The organism is Streptomyces spinosus (genome assembly GCF_020400655.1).
Taxonomy (GTDB): Bacteria; Actinomycetota; Actinomycetes; order Streptomycetales; family Streptomycetaceae; genus Streptomyces; species Streptomyces argyrophylli.
This window is the reverse complement of the sequence record NZ_JAINRC010000004.1, coordinates 1-14,695: the sequence shown is the minus strand read 5'-3', so window position 1 is coordinate 14,695 and position 14,695 is coordinate 1. Positions and strand designations below refer to the sequence as shown.

The 14,695-nt window shown below is 71.3% G+C and carries 13 protein-coding genes and 2 pseudogenes; 8 read left to right on the top strand and 7 right to left on the bottom strand.

All coding sequences use genetic code 11. From position 1 onward, the window contains the following. Positions 1 to 558: 558 nt before the first annotated feature. On the top strand, positions 559 to 3,153 hold the full coding sequence (locus tag LG395_RS09325; RefSeq protein ID WP_225809060.1) for an ABC transporter ATP-binding protein/permease: 2,595 nt from the start codon (positions 559 to 561) through the stop codon (positions 3,151 to 3,153). A gap of 103 nt (positions 3,154 to 3,256) precedes the next feature. Here the strand turns inward: LG395_RS09325 and LG395_RS09320 are convergent, their stop codons facing one another. The 3 genes and pseudogenes from LG395_RS09320 to LG395_RS09310 all read right to left on the bottom strand — a co-directional run. Next, the gene (locus LG395_RS09320; protein ID WP_171157648.1) at positions 3,257 to 4,006 is read right to left on the bottom strand and encodes a transglycosylase SLT domain-containing protein; all 750 of its coding nucleotides are present in this window, start codon (positions 4,004 to 4,006) and stop codon (positions 3,257 to 3,259) included. A 300-nt stretch (positions 4,007 to 4,306) separates the two neighbouring features. Continuing rightward, positions 4,307 to 5,317 (bottom strand): S-adenosylmethionine:tRNA ribosyltransferase-isomerase, encoded by a 1,011-nt coding sequence (locus tag LG395_RS09315; RefSeq protein WP_308071229.1) that lies wholly within the window; start codon positions 5,315 to 5,317, stop codon positions 4,307 to 4,309. A gap of 153 nt (positions 5,318 to 5,470) precedes the next feature. Beyond that, a pseudogene (locus LG395_RS09310) lies at positions 5,471 to 5,572 on the bottom strand (short-chain dehydrogenase); the annotation flags it as partial. 252 nt (positions 5,573 to 5,824) lie between these two features. On the opposite strand from LG395_RS09310, the gene LG395_RS09305 reads away from it, so the two are divergent. From LG395_RS09305 to LG395_RS09295, 3 genes are all read left to right on the top strand, one after another. Then, the gene (locus LG395_RS09305) at positions 5,825 to 6,970 is read left to right on the top strand and encodes a GAF domain-containing sensor histidine kinase (RefSeq protein WP_171157650.1); all 1,146 of its coding nucleotides are present in this window, start codon (positions 5,825 to 5,827) and stop codon (positions 6,968 to 6,970) included. Beyond that, positions 6,963 to 7,604, top strand: coding sequence for a response regulator (locus LG395_RS09300; RefSeq protein WP_225809059.1), 642 nt, complete (start codon positions 6,963 to 6,965; stop codon positions 7,602 to 7,604). Before LG395_RS09305 ends, LG395_RS09300 begins: the two co-directional genes overlap by 8 nt. Positions 7,605 to 7,777: 173 nt before the next feature. Continuing rightward, positions 7,778 to 8,023: a chaplin gene (locus LG395_RS09295; RefSeq protein ID WP_171160112.1), complete on the top strand. Its 246-nt coding sequence runs from the start codon at positions 7,778 to 7,780 to the stop codon at positions 8,021 to 8,023. Between the two features lie 202 nt (positions 8,024 to 8,225). Here LG395_RS09295 and LG395_RS09290 read toward each other — a convergent pair whose 3' ends face one another. Continuing rightward, complete coding sequence (locus tag LG395_RS09290; protein WP_225809058.1) at positions 8,226 to 9,014, bottom strand: Rv1486c family protein; 789 nt, start codon at positions 9,012 to 9,014, stop codon at positions 8,226 to 8,228. Between the two features lie 151 nt (positions 9,015 to 9,165). Here LG395_RS09290 and LG395_RS09285 point away from each other — a divergent pair. The 3 genes and pseudogenes from LG395_RS09285 to LG395_RS09275 form a co-directional block, all read left to right on the top strand. Beyond that, a pseudogene (locus LG395_RS09285) lies at positions 9,166 to 9,696 on the top strand (ABC transporter ATP-binding protein); the annotation flags it as partial. A 327-nt stretch (positions 9,697 to 10,023) separates the two neighbouring features. Then, complete coding sequence (locus LG395_RS09280; RefSeq protein ID WP_225809057.1) at positions 10,024 to 10,455, top strand: NfeD family protein; 432 nt, start codon at positions 10,024 to 10,026, stop codon at positions 10,453 to 10,455. 121 nt (positions 10,456 to 10,576) lie between these two features. Next, on the top strand, positions 10,577 to 11,536 hold the full coding sequence (locus tag LG395_RS09275) for an SPFH domain-containing protein (RefSeq protein WP_171157659.1): 960 nt from the start codon (positions 10,577 to 10,579) through the stop codon (positions 11,534 to 11,536). Between the two features lie 118 nt (positions 11,537 to 11,654). On the opposite strand, the gene LG395_RS09270 is transcribed toward LG395_RS09275, so the two are convergent. The 3 genes from LG395_RS09270 to LG395_RS09260 form a co-directional block, all read right to left on the bottom strand. Further along, positions 11,655 to 12,161, bottom strand: a complete 507-nt coding sequence (locus tag LG395_RS09270) for an HNH endonuclease (protein WP_225809056.1) — start codon at positions 12,159 to 12,161, stop codon at positions 11,655 to 11,657. A gap of 168 nt (positions 12,162 to 12,329) precedes the next feature. After that, the gene (locus tag LG395_RS09265) at positions 12,330 to 12,869 is read right to left on the bottom strand and encodes a YbhB/YbcL family Raf kinase inhibitor-like protein (RefSeq protein ID WP_171157663.1); all 540 of its coding nucleotides are present in this window, start codon (positions 12,867 to 12,869) and stop codon (positions 12,330 to 12,332) included. A 45-nt stretch (positions 12,870 to 12,914) separates the two neighbouring features. Continuing rightward, the gene (locus tag LG395_RS09260; protein ID WP_171157665.1) at positions 12,915 to 13,697 is read right to left on the bottom strand and encodes a sporulation protein; all 783 of its coding nucleotides are present in this window, start codon (positions 13,695 to 13,697) and stop codon (positions 12,915 to 12,917) included. A gap of 100 nt (positions 13,698 to 13,797) precedes the next feature. Between LG395_RS09260 and LG395_RS09255 the strand changes: the two genes are divergently transcribed. Next, the gene (locus LG395_RS09255) at positions 13,798 to 14,448 is read left to right on the top strand and encodes a DNA-3-methyladenine glycosylase (RefSeq protein ID WP_171157667.1); all 651 of its coding nucleotides are present in this window, start codon (positions 13,798 to 13,800) and stop codon (positions 14,446 to 14,448) included. Positions 14,449 to 14,695: the final 247 nt, after the last annotated feature.

Here is a 14,695-nt window from a genome sequence, read left to right as displayed (position 1 = left end):
GTCGAGGTCCGCCTGACGGACACGGAACAATGGGTGTCGACCCGGTGTCGAGGATCTTGCCACCGGAAGACGGCGCCGCTCCCGCGCGGGCGGTACCGCCCGGCCCTACCACGAGGGTCCCACGATCAGGGCCGAACGGCAGACGGAGACGACGGCCGCCGCGGCCATCCGGGCGGCGTCCGGCCGCGGCGCGCTGACCGGCCGGGCACGTGTCCGGCCGGCAGGCCCGGTGATCGCCGGGCCTGCCGCACGCGTCCTGTCCGGCACCGGCCGGCCGTTCGCCCAGGCCGGCCACGTCTCCGGGGGCGCCGCGAAGCTCAGGGCCCTTCCGGGCCATCACGCCCGTGCCCGCGAGGAGTTCGGCCGGCGCCGTCCCAACTGCGGGGATCCGCGGGGACGCACGGAGGGCGGACTCACGAGTCGGCGCGCCCCCAGGCCCCTTGCCAAGGCCCGGGTTTCGGTCAAGGGGCCGGGCCTGGAATAGTTCCCCACGATGTTCGACATCCCTAGACTCCCCGCGACGGGGGTAATTCGGGGGACAACTCAGTGGGGCATGGAGTGCCGGAACTCGTACTCGAAACAAACGGACGTACCTGGATGCTCGATCCATCCAGGGCATACATCCTCGGACGTGACCCGCAGGGGGACATCGTCTTCGACGACGCCAGGGTGTCCTGGCGGCACGCCACGGTCAGCTTCGACGGCCGTAGCTGGGTCATCGAGGACCACGGCAGCACCAACGGCACGTACGCGCAGGGCCGGCGGGTTCAGCACATGGAGATCGGCCCCGGCTCGTCGCTGCACCTCGGCAACGCGACCGACGGACCGCGGCTGACCCTGTCGGCGACCACGGCACCGGTCGGCGGCCCGGCCCTGCAGCCGCAGGCAGCGGCGCCGTACCCGGACCAGGGCGCCGGCGCGCCCGGCTGGCAGCAGCCGCCCGGGCACCAGCAGCCCGCCCCGCAGCAGGCCGTACCCCACCAGGCGCCCGCGCACCAGGCGCCCGAGCAGTACCCGGCCGCCCAGGCCGGCTGGCAGCAGCCGCCCGCGTTCCCGCAGCAGGCCGGCCCCGCCGAGCAGTACGCACAGAAAACGCCCAGTGGTGGTGCGGAGGTGCCGCCGGTCTACGGCGACCGCAGCCCGACCACGTTCCACCAGTTCGCGCTCGACCGCGTGATGCGCATCGGCCGTGCCCTGGAGAACGACCTGGTCGTCTCCGACCTCCAGGTCTCGCGCAACCACGCCGAGTTCCACGCCACGCCCGACGGCCGCTTCGAGATCCGCGACCTCGGCTCGCACAACGGCACGTACGTCAACGGCCAGCCGATCGCCAAGGGCGGCTCGGCGCTGCTCGGCCCGACCGACATCGTCGGCGTCGGCCACTCCACCTTCCGGATCGTCGGCGACCGCCTCGAGGAGTTCGTCGACACCGGCGAGGTCTCCTTCTCGGCCCGTCACCTGACCGTCACGGTCGACGGCGGGAAGCAGATCCTCAAGGACGTCTCGTTCGGCGTCCCCGAGAAGTCGCTGATCGCGGTGATCGGCCCGTCCGGTTCCGGCAAGTCGACCCTGCTCAAGGCGCTCACCGGCTACCGGCCCGCCAACCAGGGCGAGGTGCTGTACGACAACCGGAACCTGTACAAGCAGTTCGCCGAGCTGCGCCAGCGCATCGGTCTGGTCCCGCAGGACGACATCCTGCACAAGGAGCTGACTGTCAAGAAGGCCCTGAAATACGCGGCCAAGCTGCGCTTCCCGGCCGACACCACGGCGCAGGAGCGCGACGCGCGCATCGACGAGGTGCTGCGCGAGCTGAAGCTCGACATCCACAAGGACAAGAAGGTCACCTCGCTCTCCGGTGGCCAGCGCAAGCGCGTGTCGGTGGCCCTCGAGCTGCTGACCAAGCCGTCGCTGATCTTCCTGGACGAGCCGACCTCCGGCCTCGACCCGGGCATGGACCGCGACGTCATGCAGCTGCTGCGCGGTCTCGCCGACGACGGCCGTACCGTGCTCGTCGTCACCCACTCGGTGGCCGAGCTGGCGCTGTGCGACAAACTGCTCGTGATGGCGCCGGGCGGCGCGGTCGCCTACTTCGGCCCGCCGGGGGAGGCGCTGAACTTCTTCGGCTACGACAGCTGGGCCGACGTCTTCTCCGCCTTCGAGAACTACCGCGACTACGACTGGGCGGGCCGCTGGAAGGGCTCGCAGCACTACCAGATGTACGCGGCGGACGTCGACTCGGTCGCCCCGCAGGCGGTCCAGATGCCGCCGATGCAGGTGATCAGGCCGCCCAAGCCGCAGAGCTGGCTGTCCCAGTTCGTCACCCTGGTGCGGCGCTACGTGTCGGTGATCGCCTCCGACCGCGGCTTCCTGGCCCTGATGGTGCTCCTGCCGGCCGTCATCGGCTCGGTCAGCCTGCTGATCCACCCGGACCACGGTCTGCTGCCCAACGACCCCCACCCGCAGACCGGCCAGATCGCGCCCAACGGCACCGCCACCACCGTGCTGCTGATCCTGGCCGTGGGCGCCTGCTTCGCCGGAGCCGCCAACTCCGTCCGCGAGCTGATCAAGGAACGGGTGATCTACGAGCGCGAGCGTGCCACGGGCCTGTCCCGGTCGGCGTACCTGATGTCGAAGGTGTTCGTGCTCGGCGTGATCACCGGCTTCCAGGGGCTGCTGGTCGGTGTCATCGGCTTCGGCAGGCGCGAGATCCCCGACCGGGGCCTCGTCCTCGGGCACGCCACGCTGCTGGAGCTGTCCCTGCCGATCATGGGGCTCGGCTTCGCCGCGATGATGTTCGGCCTGATCATCTCCTCGCTGGTGAAGACGGCCGAGAAGACCATGCCGCTGCTGGTCATGTTCGCGATCATCCAGGTGGTCTTCACCGGCTGCCTGTTCGCCCTGCACGGCACGGTCGGTGTGAACGAGTTCTCGTACCTGATGCCGTCCCGCTGGGCGGTCGCCGCGGCCGGCACCACGCTGGACTTCAACCGGATCAGCCCGCCGGAGACCGCCGGCGACAACGACCCGTTGTGGAACCACACGGTCGGCGCGTGGAGCATGGACATGATCGCGCTGCTCGCGCTCGGCGCGCTCTGCGGCTTCTTCGTCGCCCGCTTCCTGCGCCGCCACGAGCCGGAGGTCATGCGCAAGTAGCCGCTCGCCTCCGCGGCACCCGCTTCCGCGACGCCGAAGGGCGGCATCCCCGCTGGGGGTGCCGCCCTTCGGCCGTACGTCGTTGAGGTCCCGCGCCAGGGCCTCAGTACGCGCTGTTGACGTTGTCGATGGAGCCGTACCGGTGGGCCGCGTAGTTGGCGGCGGCGGTGATGTTGGCGACCGGGTCGTAGATGTTCCAGGAGGTGCCGGGGACGTGGTACGCCTGGAAGGTGGGCGGGATCACCTGGAGCAGACCCTTGGACGGGATGCCGTTGACGGCGTTGATGTCCCAGTTGTTGATGGCGTAGGGGTTGCCGGAGGACTCCCGCATGATGTTGCGGTGCAGGCCGTTGTAGCTGCCCGGGATGCGCTTGGCCTTCATGATGTCCAGGGACTTGCGGATCCAGCCGTCCAGGTTGTTGGCGTACGTCTTCGCGGCGACCGGCTGCATCTGCGGGCGCTGGGCGGAACGGTCGGCGGCGGCCGTGACGACGTGCTGCTGCGCGGCCTTCGTGACGGCCGCGGCGACGGCGGCCTTCTTCGCGGCGGCGTCGGCTGCCTGCTTGGCGGTGGCGGCGTCGGCGGCCTTCTTCTGCGCCGCGAGGGTGTCGAGCTTGATGTTCTTGGCGGCGAGCTGGTCCGTGACCGTGCCCTTGACGTTCTGCAGGACGGTGCCGGTGGCGGCGACCTGCGCGGTCGCGGCGGGGGCGCCGGTGGTGACCGTGCCGGCGTTGCCGGGAGCGGCCGAGAAGGCGAGGGCGGCGGTGCCGAGTGCGGCGACACCGGCGACGGCGATCTTGTGGTGCTTGGTCAGCTGACGACTGTAAGCACGGTTGAGGATGTTCTTGGGCATGGCTGATGGACCTCTTCGATAGCGCGGAGGTCGCTCCTGCGTCCGCCGGGGGAATCGACTCCTCCCGCACGAACGCCGCGGGGCGGAAAGCCCGCGGCGCTGAGCGACGGAAGCAATTCTTAGCGGGCGCAAAATGCCCAGGCAAAGGTGTGACGTACGATGCCCGATAGTGGATCAGGGAAGGGCAAAACGGGACAGACAGGACCATCTGTCCCGTTCATGCGGGGGCTTTTATCTCCTATGCCCTTTCGTACGTGATGTGGGCCCTATGCGCGGGCTCACACCGAGCGCCATGCCATATCACAGCTTGTTGCCCTCGCAATGCTCTCGGTGAGGGCTTTCCACCGGCAGGACGAGGTGGACATCGCCGAACTCGTGCCACAGGCAGCGCCCGCGCAGCGCCTCCTCGTAGGCACGGTCCACCGCCACCCGCCCGGCGACGGCCTCCAGCATCAGAAGACGGGAGGCCTCCGGCTCGTGCAAACCGGTCAGCAACCCGTCCGCCACTCGTATTCCGCGCTCGGGCGTCACCGCCGGATCCGTCCACCCTTTGGCCGCCCGCGCCACGCCATCCGGCCCCACGGCCCGCACGGCCGTCGTCCCCACCGCGATGACCCGGCCGCCCACCCCGGCGGCCCCGCCCCTACAGGGGAGCGCTTCGAACCCTTCCCGGCCCGCCCGCACCTGGTTGACCAGCCGCGCCGACGCCTCCGGCACCGAGAACCGCTCCGGATACGGCGGCTCGTGCGCCTGCGCCGACGAAACCCCTGTGTGCGGCGTCACCGGCGCGAACCCCACCCCCCGGCTCACCAGCTTCGCCACCAGCCGCGCGGTGAAGGGCCGCGCCGCACTCGGCATCTCGGCACTGCCGCACCCGTCCGGCGACGGCGGCGCGAACACCGTCTGGTAGGCGGACAGCGGCTGGTCCCGCTCCGGGTAGGCATAGCGGATGGGCCGCCCGCGCCCGCCGGGCACCTCCCGGACGTCCGCCCCGGCGGCCCGTGCCCACCGCAGCCGCTCACCACCCCGCGCGCTCAGCGGCTCCTCCAGCAGTAGCCGCCCCCCCGCCCCGCAGCGACGCCTCTTCCCCCGCGAGCGAGCCCGCACGCGCGCGCGTGCTACCGCGCCCGTCCGGTACCCGCGGCTCGACCGCCCACCGGCCGTCGTCCCCGCGCGTGAGAAGTGCGCCACCACGCGCGCGTGCCCGATCCGCCCGTCCACCGCGGCGGCCAGCGTCGGCAAGGTGTTCACCACCAGCGCATCCCCGGCCCGCAGCAGCCCCGGCAGCTCCCGGAACGCGTGCTGCGCCACCTCCGTCCCGCGCGACACCAGCAGCCGTACGGCGTCCCGCCCCAGCCCCGGCCCCCGCTGCTCGGGGGCACACGCGCGGACAGCTCCGCGGGACCTCCCCCCGTCGGATCAGGCCGGATCAGGGCGCCGTGCCAGGGCCCGCGAGCCCGGCATGGTCCGAACGAGAGACCCTAGGTCCCACCCGCGTGCGCCCAGCGCCTCGGCGAGCGCCCGCCCGAGGCCCTTCGAGGCCCCCGTGACGAGCGCCACCGGCATGACTACCGTCCTGTCGTCGCCCACCGCCTCCCTCGGGCGGTGACCCCAACCTGGGAACGGCACCCCCGGCCCACCTCGGACGCGGGCCGCGCCGGGGCCCTTCGGCGTACGCCCGCCGCCCCGGTACCGGCGGCCTACACCCCCCGTCCCCGGTACCCGCGGCCTACGCCACCGGGCCTAGGCCCAGCGGACCGGGGCCCGCCGTCACCGGTCCGATCCGCGCCGCCGGACCCCGCCGGTACCGTGAGGAACATGAGTCAAGGCCCCCGGTCCGGCCTCGCCGCGGTGAGTTCCGCGCTGCTGGCCATGAGCAGGCACCTGGAGATGCGCGACGTCCTCAAGACGATCGTCGCCTCCGCCCGCGAGCTGCTCGACGCGCAGTACGCCGCACTCGGCGTGCCCGACGACCACGGCGGCTTCGCCCAGTTCGTCGTGGACGGCGTCAGCGACGAGCAGTGGCGTGCCATCGGCCCGCTCCCGCGCCAGCACGGCATCCTCGCCGCGATGCTGCACGAGGCGAAGGCCGAGCGCCTCGCCGACGTGCGCAAGGACCCCCGCTTCGAGGGCTGGCCCTCCGCCCACCCCGACCTGGCCGACTTCCTGGGCCTGCCCATCCGCGACGGCGACGAGGTCATCGGCGCCCTGTTCCTCGCCAACAAGAACTGCCTCAAACCCGAGGGGAGTTGCGGCTTCACCCAGGAGGACGAGGAGCTGCTCTCCATCCTCGCCCAGCACGCCGCCATCGCCCTCACCAACGCCCGCCTCTACGAGCGCAGCCGCGAACTGACCATCGCCGAGGAACGCTCCCGCCTCGCCCACGAACTGCACGACGCGGTCAGCCAGAAGCTGTTCTCCCTGCGCCTGACCGCCCAGGCGGCAGCCGCCCTCGTCGACCGCGACCCCGCCCGCGCCAAGGGCGAACTGCACCAGGTGGCCACCCTCGCCGCCGAGGCCGTCGACGAACTGCGTGCCGCCGTGGTGGAGCTGCGCCCCGCCGCGCTGGACGAGGACGGCCTGATCGCCACCCTGCGCACCCAGACGCGGGTCCTCGACCGCGCCCACACCGCGCGCGTGACCTTCACCAGCAACGGCTTCCGTGCCCTGCCCGCCGCTCAGGAGGAGGCCCTGCTCCGGGTCGCCCAGGAGGCCCTGCACAACGCCCTGCGCCACTCCGGCGCCGACCGGGTCGAGGTGACCGTGGACCGGCGCGGCAACGGAGCCGTCCTGCGCGTCACCGACGACGGCGGTGGCTTCGACCCCACGGCGGTCCGCCGCGCCGGCCGCCACCTCGGCCTGGTCTCGATGCGGGACCGGGCGAGCGGGGTCGGCGGCACGCTGACCGTGGAATCCGCGCCCGGCAAGGGCACCACGATCGAGATGGAGGTCCCCGGTGGGTGAACCGATCAAAGTCCTGCTGGTCGACGACCACCAGGTCGTCCGCCGGGGCCTGCGCACCTTCCTGGAGGTACAGGACGACATCGAGGTCGTCGGCGAGGCCGCCGACGGCGCCGAGGGAGTCGCCCGCGCCGAGGAGCTGCGGCCCGACGTCGTCCTCATGGACGTCAAGATGCCGGGCATGGACGGCATCGACGCCCTGCGCAGACTGCGGGAACTCGACAACCCCGCGCGCGTGCTCATCGTCACCAGCTTCACCGAGCAGCGCACGGTCGTCCCGGCCCTGCGCGCGGGCGCCGCCGGGTACGTCTACAAGGACGTGGATCCCGACGCCCTCGCCGGGGCCATCCGCTCCGTGCACGCCGGGCACGTCCTGCTCCAGCCCGAGGTGGCCGGCGCCCTGCTCTCCCAGGACGAGGCCGGCACCGGGCAGGGCAGGGGAGGTTCGCTCACCGAGCGGGAGCGCGAGGTGCTCGGCCTGATCGCGGACGGCCGCTCCAACCGCGAGATAGCCCGCGCGCTCGTCCTGTCCGAGAAGACCGTCAAGACGCACGTCTCCAACATCCTGATGAAACTCGACCTCGCCGACCGCACCCAGGCCGCGCTGTGGGCCGTACGCCACGGCGTGACCGGCTGACCCGCCTCCTGACCGACGCCCGGCCCGCGGCGACACGGAGCGTCACGGTCCGGACCCGGATTTCATACCGTCGTGGGAATGTCACCCGGATGGCGCACCCTTGCGGTGATCTCCGCCGTTCTTCCGTGCGTGCCGCGGTGATCACCGCGGTGAACGACCAGGAGGGGAAGACAGTGAAGAACCTGAAGAAGGCGGCGGCCGTGACGATGGTGGCCGGGGGCCTGGTGGCGGCCGGTGCCGGTCTGGCCTCGGCCCACGGCGGCGCCCACGCGGCCGGCGAGGCCGCCGGCTCCCCGGGCGTCGGCTCGGGCAACGTCGCCCAGGTCCCGGTGCACGTCCCGGTGAACGCCGTCGGCGACAGCGTGAACGTCATCGGGGTGCTGAACCCGGCCTTCGGCAACCTCGGCCTCAACCACTGAGACCGTCGGCGACGACCGCAGGCCCCCGGCGCACCGGGGGCCTGTCAGTCGGTCCCCTCACCGCAGGAGCGTCCGCCGGGCGTCGCGTCCGGCTCGCACGGCCCAGGGCCGCCGCCGGCGTCTTTCCGCGACGGCCCCGGGACCGCAAGGCGTCCGCGCCGCACCAGGGCCTCCCGGACGTCCGCGCCGGCCCCGCCGCGGCTCACCGCACCCCGCGCTCGCGCTCCTCCACGAACGAGTTGTACGCCGCGACCTGCGCCCGCCGGGCCGTCCGTTCCACCGGCCGCAGCGCCGCTCCCCGGGCCGCCATCTCCGAGGCGCTCACCGCGCCCCCGTGGCCGTTGCCGTAGGCCAGGGACACCAGCAGCCCCACCCGCTGCGCCAGCTCCAGCACCCGCACGGCACGCGACGGGTAACCCGGCGCCAGCACCTCCCGGCCCCGCTCGGCCCGCGCCCGGTACGCGTCGATCGCCGCCTCCGCCACCGGCCCCGACCCGGCGACGTCCAGCTTCGACAGCACCTCCGTCGCCTCCCGCAGCGCCTCCGCCAGCTCCCGCTCGGCCTCGCCCAGCGACGGCACGTCGGCGGGCGGCGCCTCCCGCACCGGCAGCACGTGCCAGAGCACCTCGGCATGTACATCACCCTCGGGGCCGGCCTCGTACACCTCGGGCACCAGCCCGAACGCGGCGCCGTGACAGACCACCGCCTCCTCGGCCTCCAGCGCACGCGCGTTGAACTCCGGCGGGCCGCTCAGCCCCAGCGGATGCCCCGGCGCGGGCAGAGCCACCCGCAGTCCGGTCACCCCCAGCGTGCGCAGCCGCCCCAGAGCGAGGGTCAGCCCGACCGGCGCGGACTCACCGGGCAGCCCCTCCACCCGGTGCACGGCGTCCCCGCCCACGACGGCGAGTACGGCGTCATCCGGAGAGACAAGTCCGGCCAGAAGGGCGTTTCCCCAAGCGGCGAGGCGTCCTGAACGCGGTTCCGAGAGCATGCCCCCACCCTAAGGACCGGACCGATGGAATGGAGCGGGGCACTCGTGGCGTAGATTTCATAAGGGCTGCGCCCACGGGCGCGGCGGACCCGAGCCACAGGCGTACGCGACAGCCGAGACCGGCCACACTGCAAGGGGAGACAACGCGCTCATGAGCGATGTTCTGGAGCTTCAGGACGTATCCGTGGTCCGTGAGGGCCGGGCTCTGGTGGACCAGGTCTCCTGGTCGGTGAAGGAGGGCGAGCGCTGGGTCATCCTCGGTCCCAACGGTGCCGGCAAGACCACCCTCCTGAACGTCGCCTCCAGCTACCTCTACCCCAGCAAGGGCACCGCCACCATCCTCGGCGAGACCCTCGGCAAGCCCGGCACCGACGTCTTCGAGCTGCGCCCCCGCATCGGCATGGCCGGCATGGCCATGGCCGACAAGCTCCCCAAGCGCCAGACCGTGCTGGAGACCGTCCTGACGGCCGCCTACGGCATGACCGCCCACTGGCAGGAGGAGTACGACGAGGTCGACGAGCGGCGCGCCCGCGCCTTCCTCGACCGCCTCGGCATGAGCGACTACCTGGACCGCAAGTTCGGCACCCTCTCCGAGGGCGAGCGCAAGCGCACCCTGATCGCCCGCGCCCTGATGACCGACCCCGAACTGCTCCTGCTGGACGAACCCGCCGCCGGTCTCGACCTCGGCGGCCGCGAGGACCTGGTACGCCGCCTCGGCCGGCTCGCCCGCGACCCCATCGCCCCCTCGATGATCATGGTCACGCACCACGTCGAGGAGATCGCCCCCGGCTTCACCCACGTCCTCATGATCCGCCAGGGCAAGGTGCTCGCCGCCGGCCCGATCGAGCTCGAACTCAGCTCCCGCAACCTCTCCCTCTGCTTCGGCCTCCCGCTCGTCGTGGAGCAGGTCGGCGACCGCTGGACCGCCCAGGGTCTGCCCCTGTCCTGACCCCTCTGCTCTCCCCCGCGCGCCCTGTCCGCCGCCCGACCGCGGCCCTACCATGACCATGTGAACGACATCGACGCATGGGTGTGGTGGCTCATCGGCGCGGCGGCACTCGGAATCCCGCTCGTGGTCACCGCGTTGCCGGAGTTCGGCATGCTCGCGGTGGGAGCCGTGGCGGCCGCGGTCGCCTCCGCCCTCGGCTTCGGCGCGGTCATCCAGGTCCTGACGTTCGTCGTCGTCTCCGTCGCCCTCATCGGCGTCGTCCGGCCCATAGCCGCCCGGCACGGCCGGCGCAGTCCCCGACTCGCCACCGGCGTGGAGGCGTTGAAGGGCAGGCAGGCCGTCGTCCTGGAACGGGTCGACGCGTCCGGCGGCCGCATCAAACTAGCCGGGGAAGTGTGGTCGGCCCGCGCCCTCGACACCGGCCGCGCCTACGAAGTGGGCCAGGAGGTGGACGTCGTGGACATCGAAGGGGCCACCGCGATCGTCATCTGAGGGCCAACTCACCGAGAACGACTCACGAGTTGCGCGAGGGTCTGTCAGACTCGACAGCAAGATCTTCAACAGTCATGAGATCTGCCGAAAGCGCCGAGGCGGAAGGGTACGGGGAACGACGATGGAACCGGTCATCATCGTCCTGATCATCCTGGTGGTGTTGGTCTTCATCGCCCTGATCAAGACGATCCAAGTCATCCCACAGGCCAGCGCGGCCATCGTCGAGCGCTTCGGCCGTTACACGCGGACGCTGAACGCGGGCCTCAACATCGTGGTCCCGTTCATCGACACCATCCGCAACCGCATCGATCTGCGCGAGCAGGTCGTCCCGTTCCCGCCGCAGCCGGTGATCACCCAGGACAACCTGGTCGTGAACATCGACACGGTCATCTACTACCAGGTCACCGACGCCCGGGCCGCCACCTACGAGGTCGCCAGCTACATCCAGGCGATCGAGCAGCTCACCGTCACCACCCTGCGCAACATCATCGGCGGCATGGACCTGGAACGGACCCTGACCTCCCGCGAGGAGATCAACGCGGCCCTGCGCGGGGTCCTGGACGAGGCCACCGGGAAGTGGGGCATCCGCGTCAACCGCGTGGAACTGAAGGCCATCGAGCCCCCGACCTCCATCCAGGACTCGATGGAGAAGCAGATGCGCGCCGACCGTGACAAGCGCGCCGCCATCCTCACCGCGGAAGGCACGCGCCAGGCCGCCATCCTCACCGCCGAGGGCGAGAAGCAGTCGCAGATCCTGCGCGCCGAAGGTGAGGCCAAGGCGGCGGCCCTGCGCGCCGAGGGCGAGGCCCAGGCCGTCCGCACGGTCTTCGAGGCCATCCACGCCGGTGACCCGGACCAGAAGCTGCTGTCCTACCAGTACCTCCAGATGCTCCCCAAGATCGCCGAGGGTGACGCCAACAAGCTCTGGATCGTCCCCAGCGAGATCGGCGACGCCCTCAAGGGCCTCTCCGGAGCGATGGGCAACTTCGGCCCCCTGGGCGGAGGTTCGGGCAACAACGGCTCATCGGGCAACGGCGGCTCCGCCGGTTCCGAGCGCCGGGAGAAGCCGAGCATCGACTGAGGCACACGAAAACCGCCGGGTTCCTCCCCGCGCCCCCTCGGGGGCGCGGGGAACCGCGCGAGAAGCGACGGACAACCGGAGGCCGCCGGCCAACAGGACGCGGCAGACGCGCAGAGGCCTAGGCGGCGTCCCGAGCGAGCCACTCAGGAAGCGCGTCGAAGTCCTCGGCGCCCAGAGCCAGGAGCATCGCGTCCGCCGGCGTCGGCTCGAACGGCTCCCGGAGCAGCGCCATCCCGGCCTCCTCCGGAGTCCTGTTCGCCTTCCGGTGGTTGTCCTCCGCACACGCGGCGACCGTATTCAGCCAGGAGTCCTGCCCGCCCTGAGACCGCGGCACCACGTGGTCCACGGTCGTCGCCCGCCGCCCGCAGTACGCGCACCGGTGCCGGTCCCTGACCAGCACCCCCCGCCGCGACCACGGAGCTCGTCTTCGGAACGGCACCCGGACATACCGGCACAACCGGATCACCCGAGGCGCCGGTATGTCGACATCGGCACCCCGCATCCGCAGCTCGGGATGGGCCTGCTCGACGACGGCCTTGTCCCGGAGCACCAGGACGACCGCACGGTTCAGCGTCACCGTCGACAGCGGCTCGAAGCTCGCGTTCAGCACCAGCGTGTCACGCATCCAGCCCACCTCCCGTGTGCACCTGCCCACCCCCCGGCGGGCTCGGATCAACTCTGGACGGGCGCGCCGAGATGGACAACGCAATAAAAAATGCCCGCCTCCGATCACTTCCAAGACCGGAGGCGGGCAAACGTTCAATGAACCCTTGGCTGAATCCTTGCGGTGACGTCAGCCCTGCGCGGGGTTCTCGTACTCACCGACGAGCTGGGCACGCGCGATCGTGTGGAAGCGCAGGTTGAATCCGACGACGGCCGGGGAGACGTCCGCGTCCGGGCCCAGCTTCTCCTGGTCGACCGCGTACACCGTGAAGACGTACCGGTGCGGGCCGTCCCCGGGCGGCGGAGCGGCACCCCCGAAGTCCTTCGTGCCGTAGTCGTTGCGCACGTGCACGGCGCCCGGGGGCAGCCCCTCGAACTTGCCGCTGCCCGCACCCGCCGGCAGCTCCGTCACGGAGGCCGGGATGTCGAACAGGACCCAGTGCCAGAACCCGCTGCCGGTCGGCGCGTCGGGGTCGTAGCAGGTCACGGCGAAGCTCTTGGTCTCGGGCGGGAAGCCCTCCCAGCGCAGCTGCGGCGACGTGTTGCCCTCCGCGTGCACCTGGGCGCTCTTGAGCGTCGCACCCTCCTCGATGTCCTCGCTCGTCACCGTGAACGACGGCACGGGCGGATGGAAGTCGTGGGGGAGCGGCCGCCGCTTGAGCTCGGTCACCTCGGTACCTCCTGATCGATGATCTGGAACCAGCGGTTCCCGAGCCTAGAACCAGTTGCGCTTGCTGCCGACCTCGGACAGCCACTGGTTGAGGTAAGCCGCCCAGTCGGTCCCCTGCCAGTCGTTCAGGCCCACCTGGAAGGAGCGGAAGGTGTCCGAGCCCTCGCTGAACAGGCCCGCCTTCTTGTCCATCTCCAGCACGACGTCCATCGCGTGCTCGTCGGCGACGAAGCTCAGCTCGACCTGGTTCAGCCCCCGGTACTGCGACGGCGGGAAGAACTCGATCTCCTGGTAGAAGGGCAGCCTCTGCCGCGTACCCCGGATGTGGCCGCGCTCCATGTCGGCGCTCTTGAAGCGGAAGCCCAGCTGGATGAAGGCGTCCAGGATCGCCTTCTGCGCCGGCAGCGGGTGCACGTTGATCGGGTCCAGATCCCCGGAGTCCACGGCCCGCGCGATCGCCAGCTCGGTGGTCACACCGATGTTCATCCCCCGCAGCGCCTGTCCGTCGATCATGGTGATCGGCGTCTCCCAGGGGATCTCCAGCCCGAACGGCACCGCGTGCACGGCACCCGCCTGCAACTCGAAGGCACCGCCGAGCCGGACCTTGGTGAACTCGATGTCCTGCTTGTACTCCTGGTCGCCGCTCTCGACCTCGACCTTGGCCTGCAGACCGACGGACAGCCCCTCGATGGCCTGGTTCACCGATCCGCCCTGGATCCGCACCTCGCCCTGGACGACACCACCCGGTACGACGTTGACCTCGGTCAGCACCGTCTCGACCGACGCCCCGCCGGCCCCCAGGCTCGCGAGCAGCTTCTTGAACGCCATGACTCTCCCTTTACGAATGGACCCTCGACCCGTACAAACGCGATCCGCCCGCACCCGGTTCCGCCGGCGCGCCGCCCCGTCTGGACTACCCTCGGAGGGCATGATCGCGCCCCCGGACCGTACGCCACTGCCCCGAGCCTTCTTCGACCGCCCGGTACTGGAGGTCGCGCCCGACCTCCTCGGCCGCGTCCTGGTCCGGACGACCCCCGACGGTCCAATCGCCCTCCGCCTCACGGAGGTGGAGGCGTACGACGGCCCGAACGACCCCGGTTCGCACGCCTACCGCGGCCCCACCGTCCGCAACGCGGTGATGTTCGGCCCGCCCGGACACGTGTACGTCTACTTCACCTACGGCATGTGGCACTGCATGAACCTGGTCTGCGGACCCGAGGGCCGGGCCAGCGGGGTCCTGCTGCGCGCGGGCGAGGTGGTGGAGGGCGCCGAGCTGGCCCGCAAGCGACGCGTTTCGGCCCGGAACGACAAGGAACTGGCCAAGGGGCCGGCCCGGCTGGCCACAGCCCTGGAGGTCGACCGGGCCCTGGACGGCGCCGACGCGTGCGCCTCCGGAGAGGCACCCCTGAAGATGCTCACGGGGACACCGGTCCCCTCCGACCAGGTACGCAGCGGTCCCCGCACCGGCGTCGCCGGCGAGGGAGGCGACGGCGACCTCCACCCGTGGCGCTTCTGGATCGCCGACGACCCGACGGTGAGCCCCTATCGCGCCCACGTACCGAAGCGCCGTCGAAGTTGACGCGGCCCGCCGAGGTGCGTAATGTAGCCCGAGCCGCTGAACCGGGTACGGTGATCACCTGCAGCCGGAGCGGCCAACCCACTACCTAGCTCCAGCCCCTCAACGGGGTCGTTTTCGGCGCACCCGTGCGTCCGAATTCGAACCCGCGAGACTCGATTATGAGTTCCCGAGGGAATCGGCTAACGTAGTGAATGTCGAAAGGGCGGACGGCGAAAGCCGAAAACCCCGACACACCCCGCCGACAGGG

Excerpts from the sequence above, each read along its gene's own strand:
- LG395_RS09320 (WP_171157648.1), bottom strand. The coding sequence starts at position 4,006 with ATGCCCAAGAACATCCTCAACCGTGCTTACAGTCGTCAGCTGACCAAG.
- LG395_RS09305 (WP_171157650.1), top strand. The coding sequence starts at position 5,825 with ATGAGTCAAGGCCCCCGGTCCGGCCTCGCCGCGGTGAGTTCCGCGCTG.
- LG395_RS09290 (WP_225809058.1), bottom strand. The coding sequence starts at position 9,014 with ATGCTCTCGGAACCGCGTTCAGGACGCCTCGCCGCTTGGGGAAACGCC.
- LG395_RS09275 (WP_171157659.1), top strand. The coding sequence starts at position 10,577 with ATGGAACCGGTCATCATCGTCCTGATCATCCTGGTGGTGTTGGTCTTC.
- LG395_RS09270 (WP_225809056.1), bottom strand. The coding sequence starts at position 12,161 with ATGCGTGACACGCTGGTGCTGAACGCGAGCTTCGAGCCGCTGTCGACG.
- LG395_RS09260 (WP_171157665.1), bottom strand. The coding sequence starts at position 13,697 with ATGGCGTTCAAGAAGCTGCTCGCGAGCCTGGGGGCCGGCGGGGCGTCG.
- LG395_RS09255 (WP_171157667.1), top strand. The coding sequence starts at position 13,798 with ATGATCGCGCCCCCGGACCGTACGCCACTGCCCCGAGCCTTCTTCGAC.